Source organism: Methylosinus sporium (assembly GCF_003113265.1).
Classification (GTDB): Bacteria; Pseudomonadota; Alphaproteobacteria; order Rhizobiales; family Beijerinckiaceae; genus Methylosinus; species Methylosinus sporium.
Window position 1 is genome coordinate 22760 of sequence record NZ_PUIV01000036.1, and the last position, 15315, is coordinate 38074.

Genomic DNA, 15315 nt, shown 5'->3' on the forward strand with positions numbered 1-15315 from the left:
AGCGGAATGGGGCGTTATGTTAGAGTGCCGCCAGGAGCCGAGACCATGAGCCGCCCCTCGTCGCAATACGAGTATATGTCCCTCGATGATTTCGAGGAACTGCTCGCCGACAAGCCTGCGAATGAAAAGTGGGAGCTGATCGGCGGCCGCGTCGTGCGCATGATGGTGGGCGCGCGATGGGAGCATCATTTCATCGCCCGAAATCTGGCGTTCGGCCTGATGCAGCGTCTTCGCGCGAAGGGCTCGTCCTGTCAGGTTTTTCAGGAAACCTTCTTCTTGAAGGAGAAGGCGATCGATTCGGCGATGCTGCCGGATGTCATGGTCCATCGCGGCGCGATGGAGCCGGGGGCGACGTCGCTGAACGATCCGACCGTCCTCGTCGAGGTCATGTCCGAGGGCAGCAAGGCGCGCGACCGTTTCGAGAAATGGGCCGTCTATCAGAAGCTGCCGAGCTTGCGTCATTATGTGCTGGTCGAGCGCGACCGGGCGCATATAGAGACCTTCGATCGGGCGGGCGCGGATTGGGTCGGCGTGCAGATTCTCGACGGGCTCGAGGCGGAGCTGAATTTGCCGGCGATCGGCGTGAGCGTGCCGCTCGCGGAAATCTATCGGGATGTGATCACGGACTGAGCCTCAACGCGCGCCCACGCGCCGACGCGGTTCGATCGTCACCCACACATTCGGGTCTTCCTGCGACTGGCGCTTGACGAAGCGATAGACGGTCACGTCCCAGGGCTTCACCTCGTCGGTGAGATTGTCGAGGATGAAATCGCCGCGGCTGGTGCGCGCAGTCAGAATGGCGTGGCCCTGGTCGTTCTTGTCGCGCACGATCGTCATCAGCAGAGCCTGGCGCGGAAAGCCCATCTCCATCAGCAGCCGGCGCTTTTCCAGCGCATAGATTTTGCAGTCGCCCTTGCCGTCGACGGGATAGTCCCAATGATCGGCGATCGTGCCCCAATGCTCGAGGTTCGAAAGCGGCTCGATCGCGGCGTTCACCGCGCGATTGATCTCGTTCAGCCGCGCCCAGGCCTCGCGCGAGAGCTCTATGTCCGCGGCGGGGAGGATCGATTGGCGGCATTCCTGCGGCTGGCGGCCGCAAAAATCCATCCAGCCATAGGGAATGGAGGTCGGCTCGCCGGTGACGACGAAGCTCGCGCGCGGAATCTCGGGCCCGGCGACGGAGCCGTGGAATTCCGCTCTCGCGGCGGAGCCGCCGAAGAGGACGAGCGCCAAAGAGACGCGCAAAGAGACACGAGCGAGAAAATCTGCCACGCCGACCCCCGAACCGCCCGGCGAGGAGGTGGGACGCCTCGCCATCGGAGCCGAGAATGCGCGCGGCTCTTTTGCCCGCCCGCCAATTCGAATGCTCGGATTTTATCGATCGCGCGCTTTTTCGCGGCGACGTTGACCCTGGCCCCGCCGGCGCAATCTGAGAGGCGCAGCCGCCTTCCCTCGCTTCAGCGGAGAAAGACCCAGATGGCCACGGCAAAGAAACCCGAGACGAGCGCCGGACGCCCCATCCCCTCTTTCGGCAATCCCGATCTTCCGCCGCAGGGCGCGATCAATGCGCGGAATAAAGCGAGCCTCACCGATCCCGGCCCGCGCAGCGAGCCGCTCGGCGCTCAATTCCCTTCGGCGCAGTTTCCGCCGCCCACCGACGTCAGCGACATGCCCATGTTCTGGGCGTCGTTCAACAATGCGCCCAAGCGCGTGCAGAACGGCGGCTGGGCGCGGCAGGTCACGCAATATGATTTCGCCATCGCCGAGGAGATTTCCGGCGTCGATATGCGGCTGACGGCGGGTGGAATAAGGGAGATGCATTGGCACCTCGCCGCCGAATGGGGCTATGTCTCCTATGGCTCCTGCCGCGTCACCGTGCTCGACGATCAGGGCCGCGCCTATGTCTCCGATGTGAAGGAGGGGGACATTTGGTATTTCCCCGCGGGCCAGCCGCATTCATTGCAGGGGCTGGGGCCGGACGGCTGCGAGTTCCTGCTCTGCTTCGACGATGGCAAGGCCACCGAATACAACACCTTGCTCGTGACCGATTGGATCGCCCACACGCCGCCGGAAATTCTCGCCGCCAATTTCGGCCTGCCGGCCGAGACTTTCGCCAATATACCGCTCAACCAGCTCTATATTTTCCAAGGTGAGGTTCCCGGTCCCCTGGCCGCCGATCAAGCCTCTTCGGCGCAAGGGGAGGGAGCGCCGCCCTATCCCTACACATTCTCGCTGAAAGGCAGCGCCGCCGCCAAAAAGACCAAGGGCGGCGAGGTGCGCGTCGCCGACAGCGACAATTTCAAGGTCTCGTCCACCATAGCGGCGGCGCTGGTCACGCTCGCGCCGGGCGCGCTGCGCGAGATGCATTGGCACCCCAATGGCGACGAATGGCAATATTGGATCAAAGGCCATGGCCGCATGACGTTGTTCGACGCCGGGCCCAAGGCGGTGACGCAGGATTTCCACGCCGGCGACATAGGCTATGTGAAGCGCGCCCATGGGCATTACGTGCAGAATGTCGGCGACACGGAGCTGCAGTTTTTGGAGGTGTTCCGCGCCGCGCATTTCCGCGACGTCTCGCTGGTCGACTGGCTCACCCATACGCCGCCGGCCATGGTCGCCCAGCATTTGAACATAGACGAGGCGACCATCGCCAAATTCCCGCGCGGCAAGCCCATCGTCATGCCGTGAGGTCGCCGCGAGATCGCAGGTATCATAATACCTATGCGGTCTATCACCGGGAAATGCTGGCTTTTCGGGCGCTCTCGGGCGCCCGATTCCGTTTGACAGGGGCGGCGCGGTCGCTTATCACGCAGCGATCCCACGGGTGCAGACCCGAGAAGAACGGAAATAGCTCTCCCATGTTTGGCAAGACCTATTCGGCGAAGCCCGCCGAAGTGCAGAAGAAATGGGTGCTGATCGACGCCAAGGGCCTCGTCGTCGGCCGCCTCGCCAGCCTCATCGCGCTGCGTCTGCGCGGCAAGCACAAGGCGACCTTCACCCCCCATGTCGACGACGGCGACAACATCATCGTCGTGAACGCCGACAAGGTGATCCTCACCGGCCGCAAGCGCGACCAGAAGGTCTACCATCATCACACGGGCTTCCCGGGCGGCATCAAGGAGCGCTCGGCCAAGTTCATCATCGAGGGCCGCTTCCCGGAGCGCGTCGTCGAGAAGGCCGTGCAGCGTATGCTGCCGCGCGGCCCGCTCGGCCGCAAGCAGCTCGGCAATCTGCGCGTCTACAAGGGGCCGGAACATCCGCATGTCGCTCAGACGCCCGAGCCGCTGGACGTCGCCGCCCTCAATCCCAAGAACGCCCGCAACGGCAAGAGCGCATAACCCATGGCCGAGACCACTCTTTCCTCTCTCTCCGAGCTCAATCAGGCTTCGGTCGCCATTGCGTCCGACGCGCCGAAATATGAGCAGAAGCTCGACAAATACGGCCGCGCCTACGCCACCGGCAAGCGCAAGAACGCCGTCGCCCGCGTGTGGATCAAGCCCGGCACGGGCAAGATCACCGTCAACGGCCGCGACGTCGCCGTCTATTTCGCGCGTCCGGTGCTGCGCATGATCCTGCAGCAGCCGCTCGGCGTCGCCAATCGCGTCGACCAGTACGATCTCGTCGTCACAGTGGCGGGCGGCGGCCTTTCCGGCCAGGCCGGCGCCGTGCGTCATGGTCTTGCAAAGGCGCTCACGCATTATGAGCCGGAGCTCCGCACCGCGCTGAAGCGCGAGGGCTTCTTGACCCGCGACTCGCGCGTGGTCGAGCGTAAGAAATACGGCAAGCGCAAAGCCCGCCGCAGCTTCCAGTTCTCGAAGCGCTGATTATCTCTCGATCGGCGATACGACGACAAAGGGCGGCGCGAGCCGCCCTTTTTATTTGTCTCACGGGAATCGGAACCAAGACCAATGGCGAAAATCTTCATCGACGGCGACAGCGGCACCACGGGCCTCGAGATCCGCGAGAAGCTCGCGGATGCGAAGAATCTGGAGCTCGTCTCCATCGCGCCGGAGCTGCGCAAGGAGGTCTCCGCCAAGCGTGACATTCTCGCGCGCGTCGATGTCGCCATTCTCTGCCTGCCGGACGCCGCGGCCAAGGAGACGGTGGCGCTCGCCGATGAATTGGGCGAGGCCGGCCCGCGCATTCTCGACGCCTCCACTGCGCATCGAGTCGCGCCCGGCTGGACCTATGGTTTTCCCGAGCTCGCGCGCGGCCAGGCGGAGGCGATCCGCAAGGCGCGGCGCGTCGCCAATCCCGGCTGCTACGCCACGGGCGCGATCGCGCTGCTGCGCCCGCTCGTCGACGCGGGGCTGATCGCCGCGCAGGATGCGCTGACGATCAACGCCGTCTCCGGTTATTCCGGCGGCGGCAAGCAGATGATCGAGGCCTATGAGAAGGGCGAGGCGCCGGCCTTCGAGCTGTACGGCCTCACGCTCGAGCATAAGCATTTGCCGGAGATCGCCGTCTATTCGCGGCTCGCCGCGCCGCCGCTGTTCGTGCCGTCCGTGGGCAATTTCCGGCAGGGAATGCTGGTCTCCATTCCGCTCCGGCTCGACGCGCTCGCCGCGCGGCCCCGTGCGGTCGATCTCGAGGCGGCGCTGGCGAGGCACTATGCGGGCGCGACCTATGTGAGAGTCGTGCCCGCGCCCAAGTCCGGCCGTCTCGATCCGCTCGCATTGAACGGAACCGATGATCTCGAAATCTTCGTCTTCGCCCGCGAGGAGAGCCGCCATGCGCTGCTCGTCGCGCGGCTCGACAATCTGGGCAAAGGCGCGTCCGGCGCCGCCGTGCAGAATCTGGCGCTGATGCTGTCGGAGGCGTGAGCTGACCTCATTCGACCGCGCCGGGCGATAGGCGCGGTTTGAATGTTCGACGTCAGTCGTCGTCTGCCGGGGCCTCGGCCGTGTGCAGGCGACGCGCATGAACCGTCGCCACTGCCAGCACGCCCATCGCCAGCGCTTGATGCGCTAGGCCGGCCCAGAGCGGCACGACGAGCAGAAGCGTCGCAACGCCGAGCGCGACTTGCGCGCTCACATGGCCGAACAAGAGCCCGGCGCCGCGCGCGGCGCGTCCGCCCGCCGCGGCGGAGGCGTCGATGAAGTGAAACAGCGACAGCGCGAGAATGACATAAGCGATCATGCGATGATCGAATTGCACCAGCGCGACATTGTCGACGAGATTGCTCCACCAGGGCGAGAGCCGCAGCAGCTCTTCCGACGGCGGAATGAAATGATCGTCCATCAGCGGCCAAGTGTTATAGGCGTAGCCGGCGCGCAGCCCCGCGACCAGCGCGCCCGCGCCGATCTGCAAAAACACGAGAATGAGCAGCAGAGTCGCGAAAAATGAGAGCCGCCGACGCCCGCTCGCGACGATGATGCGCGTCCCATAGCCGAGCCCGCCCGCCACCCACAGACAGGCGGAGAAGATGAAGGCGGCGAGCAGCAGATGAATGGCGAGGCGCTCCTGCGCCACCTCGACGCGATCGACGAGGCCGGAGGACACCATCCACCAGCCGACGCCGCCCTGCAGCGCGCCGAGCGCCAAAATGCCGATGAGCTTCGGCTTCACGCTTTTCGGCAGGCGTCCGCGCAGCCAGAACCAGGCCAGCGGAACGGCGAAAGCGAAGCCGATGATGCGGCCGAGCAGACGATGGCTCCACTCCCAGGCGAAGATCGTCTTGAATTGCGCGAGGTCCATGTTCGGGAACATCTCGCGATACTGCGGGATCTGCTTGTAATCCTCGAAGGCGGCTGACCATTGTGCCTCCGAGAGCGGAGGAAGAACGCCCGTTATCGGCTTCCATTGCGTGATGGAGAGGCCCGATTCGGTGAGCCGCGTCGCGCCGCCCACCACCACCATGGCGAAGACCAGCGCTGCGATGATCAGCAGCCATAGGCGGACGTCGGTCGCGCTCTCCTCGCTCGGCGGCGCGACGATGGCGGGCGTAGGAGCGGGAAATTGGATCCAGTCGGTCATGGGCGAGGCTCCATGGGCGCGGCTCGAGGCGAGCGGCTCTGGCGCGCCAATTAAGGGGAGCCGCGCGCCCTTGTCCACGGGCCTGCGGCGCCCAAACGACGGCCGGCGAAAATTTCCGGCTGAAAAACGCCACGCCAGAGAGGAAAATAGAAGCGCGCGAATCGTCGCGCGGGCAGGGAGCGGAGATTTTGACCGGCAAGACCGACGGCGCCTTTCGCACGATCGGCGAGGTCGCAGAGAGCCTCGACCTTCCGCCCCATGTGCTGCGCTTTTGGGAGACGCGCTTTTCCGAGATCGAGCCGGTCAAGCGCGCCGGCGGGCGGCGCTATTACCGGCCGCGCGACGTCGAGCTGGTCGCCGCGATCCGCCATCTGCTCTATGGCCGCGGCTATACGATCAAAGGCGTGCAGCGCCTGCTGCGCGAGCAGGGCGTGCGCGCCGTGATCGAGAGCGCCCGCGGCTCCGGCGCCGGGCGCGCCGAGCGCGAGCCCGATTTCGAGGAGCGTCCGGATCCGTCGCTCTTCGCTTTCGCCGAATCCTCGGCGCGGTCGGAGCCGACGCCCGAAATCCATGATCCGGAAATTCACGAGCGGGAAATTCACGGTGCGGCGGAAGCGCGGGGAGCGTCGACCTCTCTGGTCGCGCTCGCGCCGCGCGAGCCGTCGCCCGTGCTGACGCTGCCGGCCGTTCGCATCGCGGAAATGCCGGTCGGCGGCTTGCGGCCGCAGGACGAGCGGCTATTGCGGCAGGCTCTGGCCGATCTCGCCGAATGCCGCCGCATGTTGGAGCTGACGCGGCGGTGAATGGCGGTGAATTCCTCGCCTCTTCTGCGCGGTCATGCGTTGCCAGCGGCTTCGCCGGCCTCTATAAGGGCGGCCATCGGAGTGTAGCGCAGCCCGGTTAGCGCACTTGTCTGGGGGACAAGGGGTCGTGGGTTCGAATCCCGCCACTCCGACCATTTAACTATAAGATTTCGATGTTGCTACCGCTCGTTTCAGAGCTGCGACGCTTCGGGTCGTCGCTCGCCGAGGAACGCGTCGGCGGATGGCCGGCCACTCGCTCCCGCGCGACGCTGGAATCTGTATCGAAGCGCCTTCGCTCGGGCGTCGAACAGCGGCGGATGCTTGCATTCGGCTTCGCTCACGCTACTCTTCCGCGCGTTGGGCGAGCAGTCATATTCTCGAAAGCCGTTTTATGACGTCGAATATTGCGGATCACCGAAAATGGCTCAAAGAGCGGACCATCGGCAGCCTCACGAGATTTTCGAAGTGGCGCAAAGGCATAAAGATCGGTCTCGTGATCGGCGGCGGCTTCATCGCGGCCATAATGGGGGCCTCGGCCAATCTCGTCGAAGCCGACCACAAATGGCTCTTGTATAGTTTTCAGATATTCGGCGGCGTTTTGGTTCTCGTCGGCGGCGGCGTGCTGGAAATCGTCGACGAAGGCGCGGCCGATGCGATAGAGCGCGCCGACGCGCTCGCCGATCTCGTCGATGAGAGAGATCGGCAGATCGCCGATCTCGGTGTCGATTTCGAGTGGTTTACGCGACTCTATTCGACGGCCGCCGCGCTGCGTGAGGTCGTGGAAGGCGTCCTCGTCGCCGGCGCCGGAGACGAAGACGAGCAGCGCCGACGATTCGGCATGATGCTGGACATCGTCGTATCCGAAAAGGACATCCTCTTCGGAATGAACGCCGATCGTTGGAACTTCGCGATCTATATCTATTCTTTTCAAAGAGAGCTTCTGCAATGCGTCGTCTGCCGCAGGCCGATGCGCGTCGAGGAGATGGCCCCGCATCGATCCTGGAAGCCGGGTGAGGGGCATGTCGGAATAGCTTTTCAGACGCGTCGAGAAATCGTCGCCGGCGATACGTCGGGGCCGGAGGCGAGGGCCTTGTTCGACGGTCCGGACCCGAATCGGCGCGAGGAAGACCTCGCGAGATATCGCTCGATCGCTTCCATTCCCATCGGGGCGAGCGCGGATGAAATCATCGGGGTCGTCGTCGCGACCAGCGATGTGCCCGGCCGGTTCTGGATTCGGCGAGGTGAGGACGAGCGGGCGAGCGATCCGGTCGAGCCGTTGCGGATTCTCGCGAACGCCCTTGCCATGGTCGCGAAAATTGCCGATCTTCAATGCGAGCGAACAGAGGCGATCGAGTCATGAAGAAACCATTGGCTCAGAATTGGCCAAAGCCGGACCTGGAAACACTCGACCGGGAAATCGGGAGCAGGATGCATCGGCTTTCGGCCGGCCGGGCGAGCGCGCAGGACGCCAGCGAGGCGAGCAAGCTCATTCGTGACCGCGCCGACTTCATGATGCCCGGGATTTTCCAGCGATTGAGCACAGGCGGACAGAAAAAGAAGGCGGGCTGAAAAGGCGCTGGGCGGCTCGGCGGCTGCGCCAGGGTTGATTATCTCCCGCCGCGCGCGAGTTCGTTACGGTCGTTAACCGTGGACGAAAGGCGCAGCCCATGTCGGAGACGCTCATCAATCTCATTATCCAGCTCTTCGCCGGCGCGGCCGGCGGCTCAGGCGTCGCCAAGGCCAATAAGAATTTCGATCTCGGCCCCATCGCCAACGCCATTGTCGGCGCGCTCGGCGGCGCGGGCGGCGGCTCCATACTCACCTCACTCGTTCCGGCGCTGGCCGGCGCGGCGGGCAATGGCGGCTTCGATATCGCCGTCTTCGCCGGACAGCTCGTCGGCGGCGGCGTGTCGGGTGCGATCGTCACCGCCATCGTCGGCCTCATCCGCAACGCTCTCGTTCAGAAGCAGCGGGCGTGACGCCGCTTCGCGCGGACCCGTAGACGCATCGGCCGAATATCGGCATACCGATTGCGTAGAACGCTTCCAAAAGACGCCCTCCTCGCGAGGGCGTCGGATGCGGGTTCGTGCGAAAGGGCGAAGACAGTGGCCGATGAAGCATCAGTCTTGAAAGCGCTGGAGAGCGTCGCCGGTCCAGACGGCAAATCGATTGTCGCGGCCGGCCTCGTCAGCGGAGTCAATGTGTCGGGGGCCAAGGCCTTCGTCTCGCTCACCGGCGATCCGGCGCGGGCCAAGGAGCTCGAGGTTCTGCGCGTCGCCGTCGAGGGCGCCGTGAAGACCGTGCCGGGGATAGAGTCGGCGATCGTGACGCTGACCGCCGAGCGGGCGCCGGCGCCCGCCGCTCCGCCTCCGGGTCAGGCGCCGCAGCGCAAGACGATCGCCGCGATCGAGAAGATCAAATATATCGTGGCCGTTTCCTCGGGCAAAGGCGGCGTCGGAAAATCGACAACCTCCGCCAATCTGGCGCTCGGCCTCGCGGCGCAGGGCTGGCGCGTCGGCCTTCTGGACGCCGATATCTACGGCCCCTCGGCGCCGCGGCTGTTCGGCCTCAAGGGCCAGCCGGAAGTCGTCGGCAACAAGATGATTCCGCTCGAGGCCTATGGGCTCAAGATCATGTCCATAGGCTTTCTCGTCGAGGAGGACGTGCCCATGGTCTGGCGCGGGCCGATGGTGGCGCAGGCGCTCGGCCAGATGCTCGGCGAGGTCGCCTGGGGCGAGCTGGACGCGCTCGTCGTCGACATGCCGCCCGGCACCGGCGACGCGCAGCTGACCATGGCGCAGCAAGTGCCGCTCGCCGGCGCGGTCGTGGTCTCGACGCCGCAGGATCTGGCGCTGATCGACGCGCGCCGCGGCGTGGCCATGTTCCAGAAGGTCTCGACGCCCATTCTCGGCATCATCGAGAATATGAGCTATTTCCTCTGCCCGCATTGCGGCGGCCGCACCGACATCTTCTCGCATGGCGGAGCGCGGCAGGACGCCGAGGCGCTGGGCGTGCCTTTCCTCGGCGAGGTGCCGCTCGATCTCGCCATCCGGCAGACCTCGGACGCCGGCACGCCGGTCGTGGCCTCCGCGCCGGACGGGCCCCATGCGGCGATCTACAAGGAACTCGCCGCCAAGGTGAAGAATTTGCTGGAGACGCAGTCGCGTCGCGCGCCGCCGAAAATCGTCGTCGGCTGATCGCCCGAACAGAGGCTCCGTCCGCTGAGGCGGCGGAGCCTCGCGAGCCCCCTGTCAGAGATGGGTCGGGATGAAGGAATCGTCGCCGAGGTCGAACTTGTAGTTCCAGCCGATGGAGACTTCGGTTCCGCGGAGCCAGAGATTGACATTGGCGGCCTGATTATAGGCGCCGAACGGCGTCGATGGCGTCTGCGGCAGAGCCTCGCGCCCGCGGACGCTGTTCTTGAAGCCATAGACGAAGGCGAGATCGATCGTCGAATTCTTTGTGATGGCGTAGCTCAGGCCGGCGCTCGCATGATGCGCATTGATGATCGGCGCGAGCAGGTTGAGGGTCACGCTGTCCGTCGGGATCGGATTGGTCGCATAATGATAGCCGAGGCGCAGGGCGAGGCCGGGCTGGACGCGCCATTCGACGCCGAAGGACGCCGAATCCGTGTCCTTCCAGCCGAAGCCGGGGCCATTCGAAGAGCCGAGGGTCCGATAGAGAACCGGGAAGCTCGGATTGCTCACCGAGGAGACGCCCGAATAGAAGATATGGCGCCAATCGGCCATTACGGTGAGGTCGGGGGTCACGTCATAGGCGACGCCGGCGACGATCGACGCCGGAATGTCGAAGCGGCCGCCATCGGCGAAAAGCCCCGCATATTTGGCGAAGCGCGTCATGAACATCGGCGTCGAGGCGGCCGCGCCGATACGAAACTGATCGGTCACGCGCCATTGCATACCGAAGCGGACGCCGCCGCCGAACGACCAGTCGTAGCCATTGTCGGACAGGCGATACATGTCGCTCGAATAGGGCGAGAAGGATTTGAGGCCCTGGAGATTGATCATCTGCACCGCGAGCGTCGGCGCTATGCCGATCGCCAGCGAGCCGAACTTCTGCGCATAGGCGAAGCTGGTGAAGGACTGCTCCAGATTGACGCCGGCGTAGCCGCCGCCGAAAGGGCCGCCGAGCGGCGAGTGAAAATGGCCGAAATCGAAAGAAGTGGCGATGCCGCCATTGCCGTAGGACGCCGTGCCCCAGGACGAATTGGCGTCGATCGGCGAGACATAGGCGCTGTTGGGCACAGGGAAGATCGGCCGTCCGCTGCGAATGTCGCCGGGCGCCACCACTTTGGGCAGGCCTTCGGTCGAATAGCCCCGCTCCGGCATGAGGGCGCTTATGCCGAGATGCATCTGGCGCTCGAGATCGACGATGCCGGCCGGATTGACGGAAAGCGCCATGGACTCGCGCGAATCGGCGACGCCGGCGCCGCCCAGCGCCTTTTGGCGCGGACCATAGCCGATCAGAAAATAGCCGTCCGCGGCGAGCGCCGGAGTCGCGAGCGAGGCTGTGAGAGCCGCCGTCGAGACGAGATTACGCCAGGAATATCCGCTCATTTATCGCCCCGCCCCAGATCGGTCGCCGTTCACACGCCATTTAGCAGCACTCGGCAACCCCGGCGGCGTTCGTATCCCACGACTCACTATTGTTTTCGACCCTATCAGAGCGAGGGGCTCGCGACAGCGCTATCGCCCGGACGCCCGTGAATATTTCGGGGCCTGTCACGTTTTTGCCACAGCCGCGGCCTGCGGGCTTGCCGCGATACGAGGCCGCGGATAAAATTGGCCGATGGCGAGGGGCGCCGCTCCGCTGAGGAGAGGCTGAGAAGCACCCATCGAACCTGATCCGGGTAATGCCGGCGCGAGGGAAGGCCAGCAGGACGCGTCATCCGATTTTTCGGAGCGGCGCGCCCGACTTCGTCGCCCGCCGCCCATCCGTCCAAGCAGGGAGCGCGACGATGAACGTGCAGGACAAACGCCCCACGACCCCTGAGAGCGTGACCACCGGACCGATCGGCGCCTCGCGCAAGCTCTATTCCGCCCCGCGCGGCCGCGAGGATATTCGCGTCCCCGTGCGCGAGATCGCCCTTCATCCATCCGCCGGCGCCGCGCCTTTGCGCGTCTACGATCCTTCCGGCCCCTATAGCTGCGCCGGTTTCACGCCCGATCTTTCGGCCGGCCTGCCGGCGGCGCGCCGCTGGCTCGAGAGCCGCACCGGCCTGGAGAGCTATGACGGCCGCGCGGTGAAGCCGGAGGACAATGGCTTCGTCGGCGAGGATCGGCTGGTTCCGCCCTGTCCCGCGCCGCGCGCCATCCGCCGCGCGGCCGGCTCGGCGCCGGTGACGCAGCTCGAATTCGCGCGCGCCGGAATCGTCACCGAGGAGATGATCTATGTCGCGCATCGCGAGAATCTCTGCCGCGAGCGCGCCTTCGCGCAGGCGGGGGAGCGGATCGAGGCGGGGGAGGGCTTCGGCGCCGCGCTTCCGGCTTTCGTGACGCCGGAGTTCGTGCGCGAGGAGATCGCCCGCGGGCGCGCCATCATCCCTGCCAACATCAATCATCCGGAAGCCGAGCCGATGATCATCGGCCGCAATTTCCTGGTGAAGGTCAACGCCAATATCGGCAATTCGGCCATCACCTCCTCGGTCGCCGAGGAGGTGGAGAAGATGGTGTGGGCGATCCGCTGGGGCGCCGATACGGTGATGGACCTCTCCACCGGCCGCAATATTCATAATATCCGCGACTGGATCATCCGCAATTCGCCCGTGCCGATCGGCACAGTGCCGATCTATCAGGCGCTGGAGAAGGTCGGCGGCGACGCCACCAAGCTCGATTGGGAAGTGTTCAAGGACACGCTGATCGAGCAGGCGGAGCAGGGCGTCGATTACTTCACCATTCACGCCGGCGTGCGCCTCGCCCATGTGCCGCTCACCGCGGATCGCGTGACCGGCATCGTCTCGCGCGGCGGCTCGATCATGGCGCGCTGGTGCCTCTCGCGACATTCGGAGAGCTTCCTCTATGAGCGCTTCGACGAGATCTGCGACATCATGCGCCGCTATGACGTCTCCTTCTCGCTCGGCGACGGATTGCGCCCCGGCTGCATCGCCGACGCCAATGACGCCGCGCAATTCGCCGAGCTGGAGACTCTCGGCGAGTTGACGAAAATCGCCTGGGACAAGGGCTGCCAGGTGATGATCGAAGGCCCCGGCCATGTGCCGATGCACAAGATCAAAGTGAATATGGAAAAGCAGTTGCGCGATTGCGGCGAGGCGCCGTTCTACACGCTCGGGCCGCTCGTCACCGACATAGCGCCCGGCTATGATCACATCACTTCCGCCATCGGCGCCGCGATGATCGGCTGGTTCGGCACGGCTATGCTCTGCTATGTGACGCCCAAGGAGCATCTCGGCCTGCCGGATCGCGAGGATGTGAAGACCGGCGTCATCACTTATCGCATCGCGGCTCATGCGGCCGATCTCGCCAAGGGCCATCCTGCGGCGCAGGAACGCGACGACGCCATGAGCCGGGCGCGTTTCGATTTCCGCTGGGAGGATCAGTTCGACATCGGGCTCGATCCCGATACGGCGCGCCGCTATCACGACGAGACCCTGCCCAAGGAGGCGCATAAGGTCGCGCATTTCTGCTCCATGTGCGGGCCGAAATTCTGCTCCATGCAGATCACGCGCGACCTGCGCGAGGAGGCAGCCGCCATCGCCGAGCGCGACAAGGGCTTTGCCGAGAAGAGCGCGGAGTTTCTCGAGAAAGGCGCAAAAATCTACGTGGCGGAATGAGCTTGTCGCGCGCTTCGTTCGATTCTACGTTCGCGGCGGCTGGCGGCGTTTCGACATGCGATTTGTTGTCATTCTTTTCCTCGTGATCTTCTCGGCGCCTGCCGGCGCGGACGTCGGCATGGGGGACGCCGCCGCAGCGGCGTTGGCGGCGGAAGCCGCGCGAGACGACGCGGCGTCGCTGGCCGCTTTGGAGCGGGCCGCAGAGGGCGGCGACGTCGACGCGCAGTTTCGACTCGGCGCCCTTCATCTCGAGAGCGGGCCTCGGCAGAATTTCTCCGAGGCGATGAGATGGTTTCGGCGAGCGTCCGATCAGGGGGATGCGGTCGCGGCCTATAATATTGGCGTTCTCTATCTGCAGGGGAACGGAGTCGATCCGAACGACGAGGCCGCCGCCGAATGGTTCTTTCTCGCCTGGGCAAGAGGAAGCGTCGATGCGCGATACAATCTGGCGCAAATGTGCGCGCGAGGACGCGGCGTCGCCTGTGATCGTCGTGATCCGATCAATTGGCTCATAGAGGCCGCAGAGCGCGGACATTTGGGCGCGCAAAGAGATTTGGGCAGACGTTACTATGAGGGCGACGGCGTCGCGCGCGATGGCGTGAAAGCGCGGAAATGGCTGGGCGAAGCCGCCTCGCGCGACGATGCGCACGCGCTGAACGCGCTCGGCGTGATGATGGCGGCCGGCGATGGAGGCGCGCGAGATTCCCGAGCGGCCTGCGCGATTTTCGAGAAAGCGGCGAAGCAAGGCCTGGACGCCGCGCAATATAATTACGGCAATTGCCTTTTCAGCGGAACGATGGGGCGAAAAGACGCGCTCGGCGCCGTCGACTGGTTCCGCCGGGCGGCCGAGCAAGGCTTCGCCCAGGCGCAGTTCAATCTCGGCGTCGCTTATCGAAACGGGGATGGCGTCGCGCGCGACGAGAGGCTCGCGCTCACCTGGATCGAAGAGGCGGCGAAGCGCGGTCATGAACCGGCGAAGGAATATCTTCGTGGATCGAGCGCCTCTCCGCCGCGATAGAGAGGCGACAAATCCGAGGTGCCCAAAGTCTCATGCTGCATTGCAAAAATAGCGGCCTGCCGCGCGCGTCTCGCTCTGTTCACATCGGCGCCAAAGAACTGTCAATTACATTGACAGGCGCAGCGAAAACAGCCTATTTGCCCGCGGGACGATGCGCCCTGTAACAAAATAAGGGACAAATGCTCCCTGCGTCCAAAAGAGGGAAACGGCAAATGAACATTCGCGCCATTGTGACGGCCGCTGCTCTGTCGCTCGGCATGGTCGGTCCGGTTTTCGCCGGTTGCGACATCAAGGATGAAGATGCGAAGGGCGTCTGCGTCGACAAGTGCTTCTTCGAATATGTCTCCATCAAGAATCGCTTCTCGTCGACCCCCGCTTCCATCGAGAAGGCGAAGTCCGACAAGGACGCCTGCTACACGAAGTGCGGCTGCGAGCCGGCTTCGGTGAAGGAATAATCCTTATCGAATCGACGCGAATTCGGCGGGAGCGTCTCCCGCTGCCGCGATCGTGACGCCGCCGGGCGCGCGATATTTCGCGCGCCCAGGACGGCGTCCATCGTCTCGGACCCTGTCGAGCGGATTTTAGAGTCCATCTGGACATCGCATCGATCGGCCGTCGCGCGTCGATGTTCGAGCATCTCATAAATCGCTGCATCACAGCCGATGTCGCGATGGACGGCCGATCGATGCGATGTCCAGATGGAC

16 protein-coding genes, 1 tRNA gene and 1 riboswitch are annotated in these 15315 nt (G+C 64.7%); of the genes, 14 read left to right on the plus strand and 3 right to left on the minus strand.

Annotation, left to right across the window (positions count from 1 at the left end):
* Positions 1–45: 45 nt before the first annotated feature.
* Positions 46–630 carry a Uma2 family endonuclease gene (locus C5689_RS16340; protein ID WP_108918319.1) on the plus strand — a complete coding sequence of 195 codons (585 nt, stop codon included), beginning with the start codon at positions 46–48 and terminating at the stop codon, positions 628–630.
* Between the two features lie 3 nt (positions 631–633).
* Here C5689_RS16340 and C5689_RS16345 read toward each other — a convergent pair whose 3' ends face one another.
* Positions 634–1233, minus strand: a complete 600-nt coding sequence (locus tag C5689_RS16345) for a transglutaminase-like cysteine peptidase (protein WP_244594757.1) — start codon at positions 1231–1233, stop codon at positions 634–636.
* Positions 1234–1476: 243 nt separating this feature from the next.
* Between C5689_RS16345 and C5689_RS16350 the strand changes: the two genes are divergently transcribed.
* The 4 genes from C5689_RS16350 to argC all read left to right on the plus strand — a co-directional run bounded on the left by C5689_RS16350 (position 1477) and on the right by argC (position 4826).
* Positions 1477–2691 carry a cupin domain-containing protein gene (locus tag C5689_RS16350; RefSeq protein WP_108918321.1) on the plus strand — a complete coding sequence of 405 codons (1215 nt, stop codon included), beginning with the start codon at positions 1477–1479 and terminating at the stop codon, positions 2689–2691.
* A 170-nt stretch (positions 2692–2861) separates the two neighbouring features.
* The gene (gene rplM / locus C5689_RS16355; RefSeq protein ID WP_108918322.1) at positions 2862–3341 is read left to right on the plus strand and encodes a 50S ribosomal protein L13; all 480 of its coding nucleotides are present in this window, start codon (positions 2862–2864) and stop codon (positions 3339–3341) included.
* Positions 3342–3344: 3 nt separating this feature from the next.
* Positions 3345–3827 (plus strand): 30S ribosomal protein S9, encoded by a 483-nt coding sequence (gene rpsI, locus C5689_RS16360; protein WP_108918323.1) that lies wholly within the window; start codon positions 3345–3347, stop codon positions 3825–3827.
* Positions 3828–3911: 84 nt separating this feature from the next.
* The gene (argC, locus tag C5689_RS16365) at positions 3912–4826 is read left to right on the plus strand and encodes an N-acetyl-gamma-glutamyl-phosphate reductase (protein WP_108918324.1); all 915 of its coding nucleotides are present in this window, start codon (positions 3912–3914) and stop codon (positions 4824–4826) included.
* A gap of 52 nt (positions 4827–4878) precedes the next feature.
* On the opposite strand, the gene C5689_RS16370 is transcribed toward argC, so the two are convergent.
* A complete protein-coding gene (locus C5689_RS16370) occupies positions 4879–5979 on the minus strand; it encodes a COX15/CtaA family protein (RefSeq protein WP_108918335.1) in 1101 nt (366 codons plus the stop codon).
* 188 nt (positions 5980–6167) lie between these two features.
* On the opposite strand from C5689_RS16370, the gene C5689_RS16375 reads away from it, so the two are divergent.
* The 6 genes from C5689_RS16375 to C5689_RS16400 all read left to right on the plus strand — a co-directional run bounded on the left by C5689_RS16375 (position 6168) and on the right by C5689_RS16400 (position 9979).
* Positions 6168–6782, plus strand: a complete 615-nt coding sequence (locus C5689_RS16375) for a MerR family transcriptional regulator (protein ID WP_108918325.1) — start codon at positions 6168–6170, stop codon at positions 6780–6782.
* Between the two features lie 77 nt (positions 6783–6859).
* A tRNA-Pro gene (locus C5689_RS16380) sits at positions 6860–6937 on the plus strand.
* A 236-nt stretch (positions 6938–7173) separates the two neighbouring features.
* A complete protein-coding gene (locus C5689_RS16385) occupies positions 7174–8142 on the plus strand; it encodes a hypothetical protein (RefSeq protein WP_108918326.1) in 969 nt (322 codons plus the stop codon).
* On the plus strand, positions 8139–8351 hold the full coding sequence (locus C5689_RS16390; RefSeq protein WP_108918327.1) for a hypothetical protein: 213 nt from the start codon (positions 8139–8141) through the stop codon (positions 8349–8351). Before C5689_RS16385 ends, C5689_RS16390 begins: the two co-directional genes overlap by 4 nt.
* A gap of 98 nt (positions 8352–8449) precedes the next feature.
* On the plus strand, positions 8450–8761 hold the full coding sequence (locus tag C5689_RS16395) for a hypothetical protein (RefSeq protein ID WP_108918328.1): 312 nt from the start codon (positions 8450–8452) through the stop codon (positions 8759–8761).
* Positions 8762–8887: 126 nt separating this feature from the next.
* Positions 8888–9979, plus strand: coding sequence for an Mrp/NBP35 family ATP-binding protein (locus tag C5689_RS16400; RefSeq protein WP_108918329.1), 1092 nt, complete (start codon positions 8888–8890; stop codon positions 9977–9979).
* Positions 9980–10033: 54 nt separating this feature from the next.
* Here the strand turns inward: C5689_RS16400 and C5689_RS16405 are convergent, their stop codons facing one another.
* Positions 10034–11359: an OmpP1/FadL family transporter gene (locus C5689_RS16405; protein WP_108918330.1), complete on the minus strand. Its 1326-nt coding sequence runs from the start codon at positions 11357–11359 to the stop codon at positions 10034–10036.
* A gap of 228 nt (positions 11360–11587) precedes the next feature.
* A riboswitch (TPP riboswitch) is annotated at positions 11588–11689 on the plus strand.
* Positions 11690–11760: 71 nt separating this feature from the next.
* On the opposite strand from C5689_RS16405, the gene thiC reads away from it, so the two are divergent.
* The 3 genes from thiC (at position 11761) to C5689_RS16420 (ending at position 15066) form a co-directional block, all read left to right on the plus strand.
* The gene (gene thiC / locus C5689_RS16410; protein ID WP_108918331.1) at positions 11761–13593 is read left to right on the plus strand and encodes a phosphomethylpyrimidine synthase ThiC; all 1833 of its coding nucleotides are present in this window, start codon (positions 11761–11763) and stop codon (positions 13591–13593) included.
* A gap of 55 nt (positions 13594–13648) precedes the next feature.
* Positions 13649–14611: an SEL1-like repeat protein gene (locus C5689_RS16415; RefSeq protein WP_108918332.1), complete on the plus strand. Its 963-nt coding sequence runs from the start codon at positions 13649–13651 to the stop codon at positions 14609–14611.
* Between the two features lie 212 nt (positions 14612–14823).
* Positions 14824–15066: a hypothetical protein gene (locus C5689_RS16420; RefSeq protein WP_108918333.1), complete on the plus strand. Its 243-nt coding sequence runs from the start codon at positions 14824–14826 to the stop codon at positions 15064–15066.
* The last annotated feature ends 249 nt before the right edge of the window (positions 15067–15315 follow it).

Bases quoted from the DNA above. Each gene is read 5' to 3' on its own strand.
- rpsI (WP_108918323.1), top strand. From the start codon at position 3,345: ATGGCCGAGACCACTCTTTCCTCTCTCTCCGAGCTCAATCAGGCTTCG.
- C5689_RS16415 (WP_108918332.1), top strand. From the start codon at position 13,649: ATGCGATTTGTTGTCATTCTTTTCCTCGTGATCTTCTCGGCGCCTGCC.
- thiC (WP_108918331.1), top strand. From the start codon at position 11,761: ATGAACGTGCAGGACAAACGCCCCACGACCCCTGAGAGCGTGACCACC.
- C5689_RS16385 (WP_108918326.1), top strand. From the start codon at position 7,174: ATGACGTCGAATATTGCGGATCACCGAAAATGGCTCAAAGAGCGGACC.
- C5689_RS16350 (WP_108918321.1), top strand. From the start codon at position 1,477: ATGGCCACGGCAAAGAAACCCGAGACGAGCGCCGGACGCCCCATCCCC.
- C5689_RS16370 (WP_108918335.1), bottom strand. From the start codon at position 5,979: ATGACCGACTGGATCCAATTTCCCGCTCCTACGCCCGCCATCGTCGCG.
- C5689_RS16395 (WP_108918328.1), top strand. From the start codon at position 8,450: ATGTCGGAGACGCTCATCAATCTCATTATCCAGCTCTTCGCCGGCGCG.
- C5689_RS16420 (WP_108918333.1), top strand. From the start codon at position 14,824: ATGAACATTCGCGCCATTGTGACGGCCGCTGCTCTGTCGCTCGGCATG.
- C5689_RS16405 (WP_108918330.1), bottom strand. From the start codon at position 11,359: ATGAGCGGATATTCCTGGCGTAATCTCGTCTCGACGGCGGCTCTCACA.
- C5689_RS16340 (WP_108918319.1), top strand. From the start codon at position 46: ATGAGCCGCCCCTCGTCGCAATACGAGTATATGTCCCTCGATGATTTC.
- argC (WP_108918324.1), top strand. From the start codon at position 3,912: ATGGCGAAAATCTTCATCGACGGCGACAGCGGCACCACGGGCCTCGAG.
- rplM (WP_108918322.1), top strand. From the start codon at position 2,862: ATGTTTGGCAAGACCTATTCGGCGAAGCCCGCCGAAGTGCAGAAGAAA.
- C5689_RS16390 (WP_108918327.1), top strand. From the start codon at position 8,139: ATGAAGAAACCATTGGCTCAGAATTGGCCAAAGCCGGACCTGGAAACA.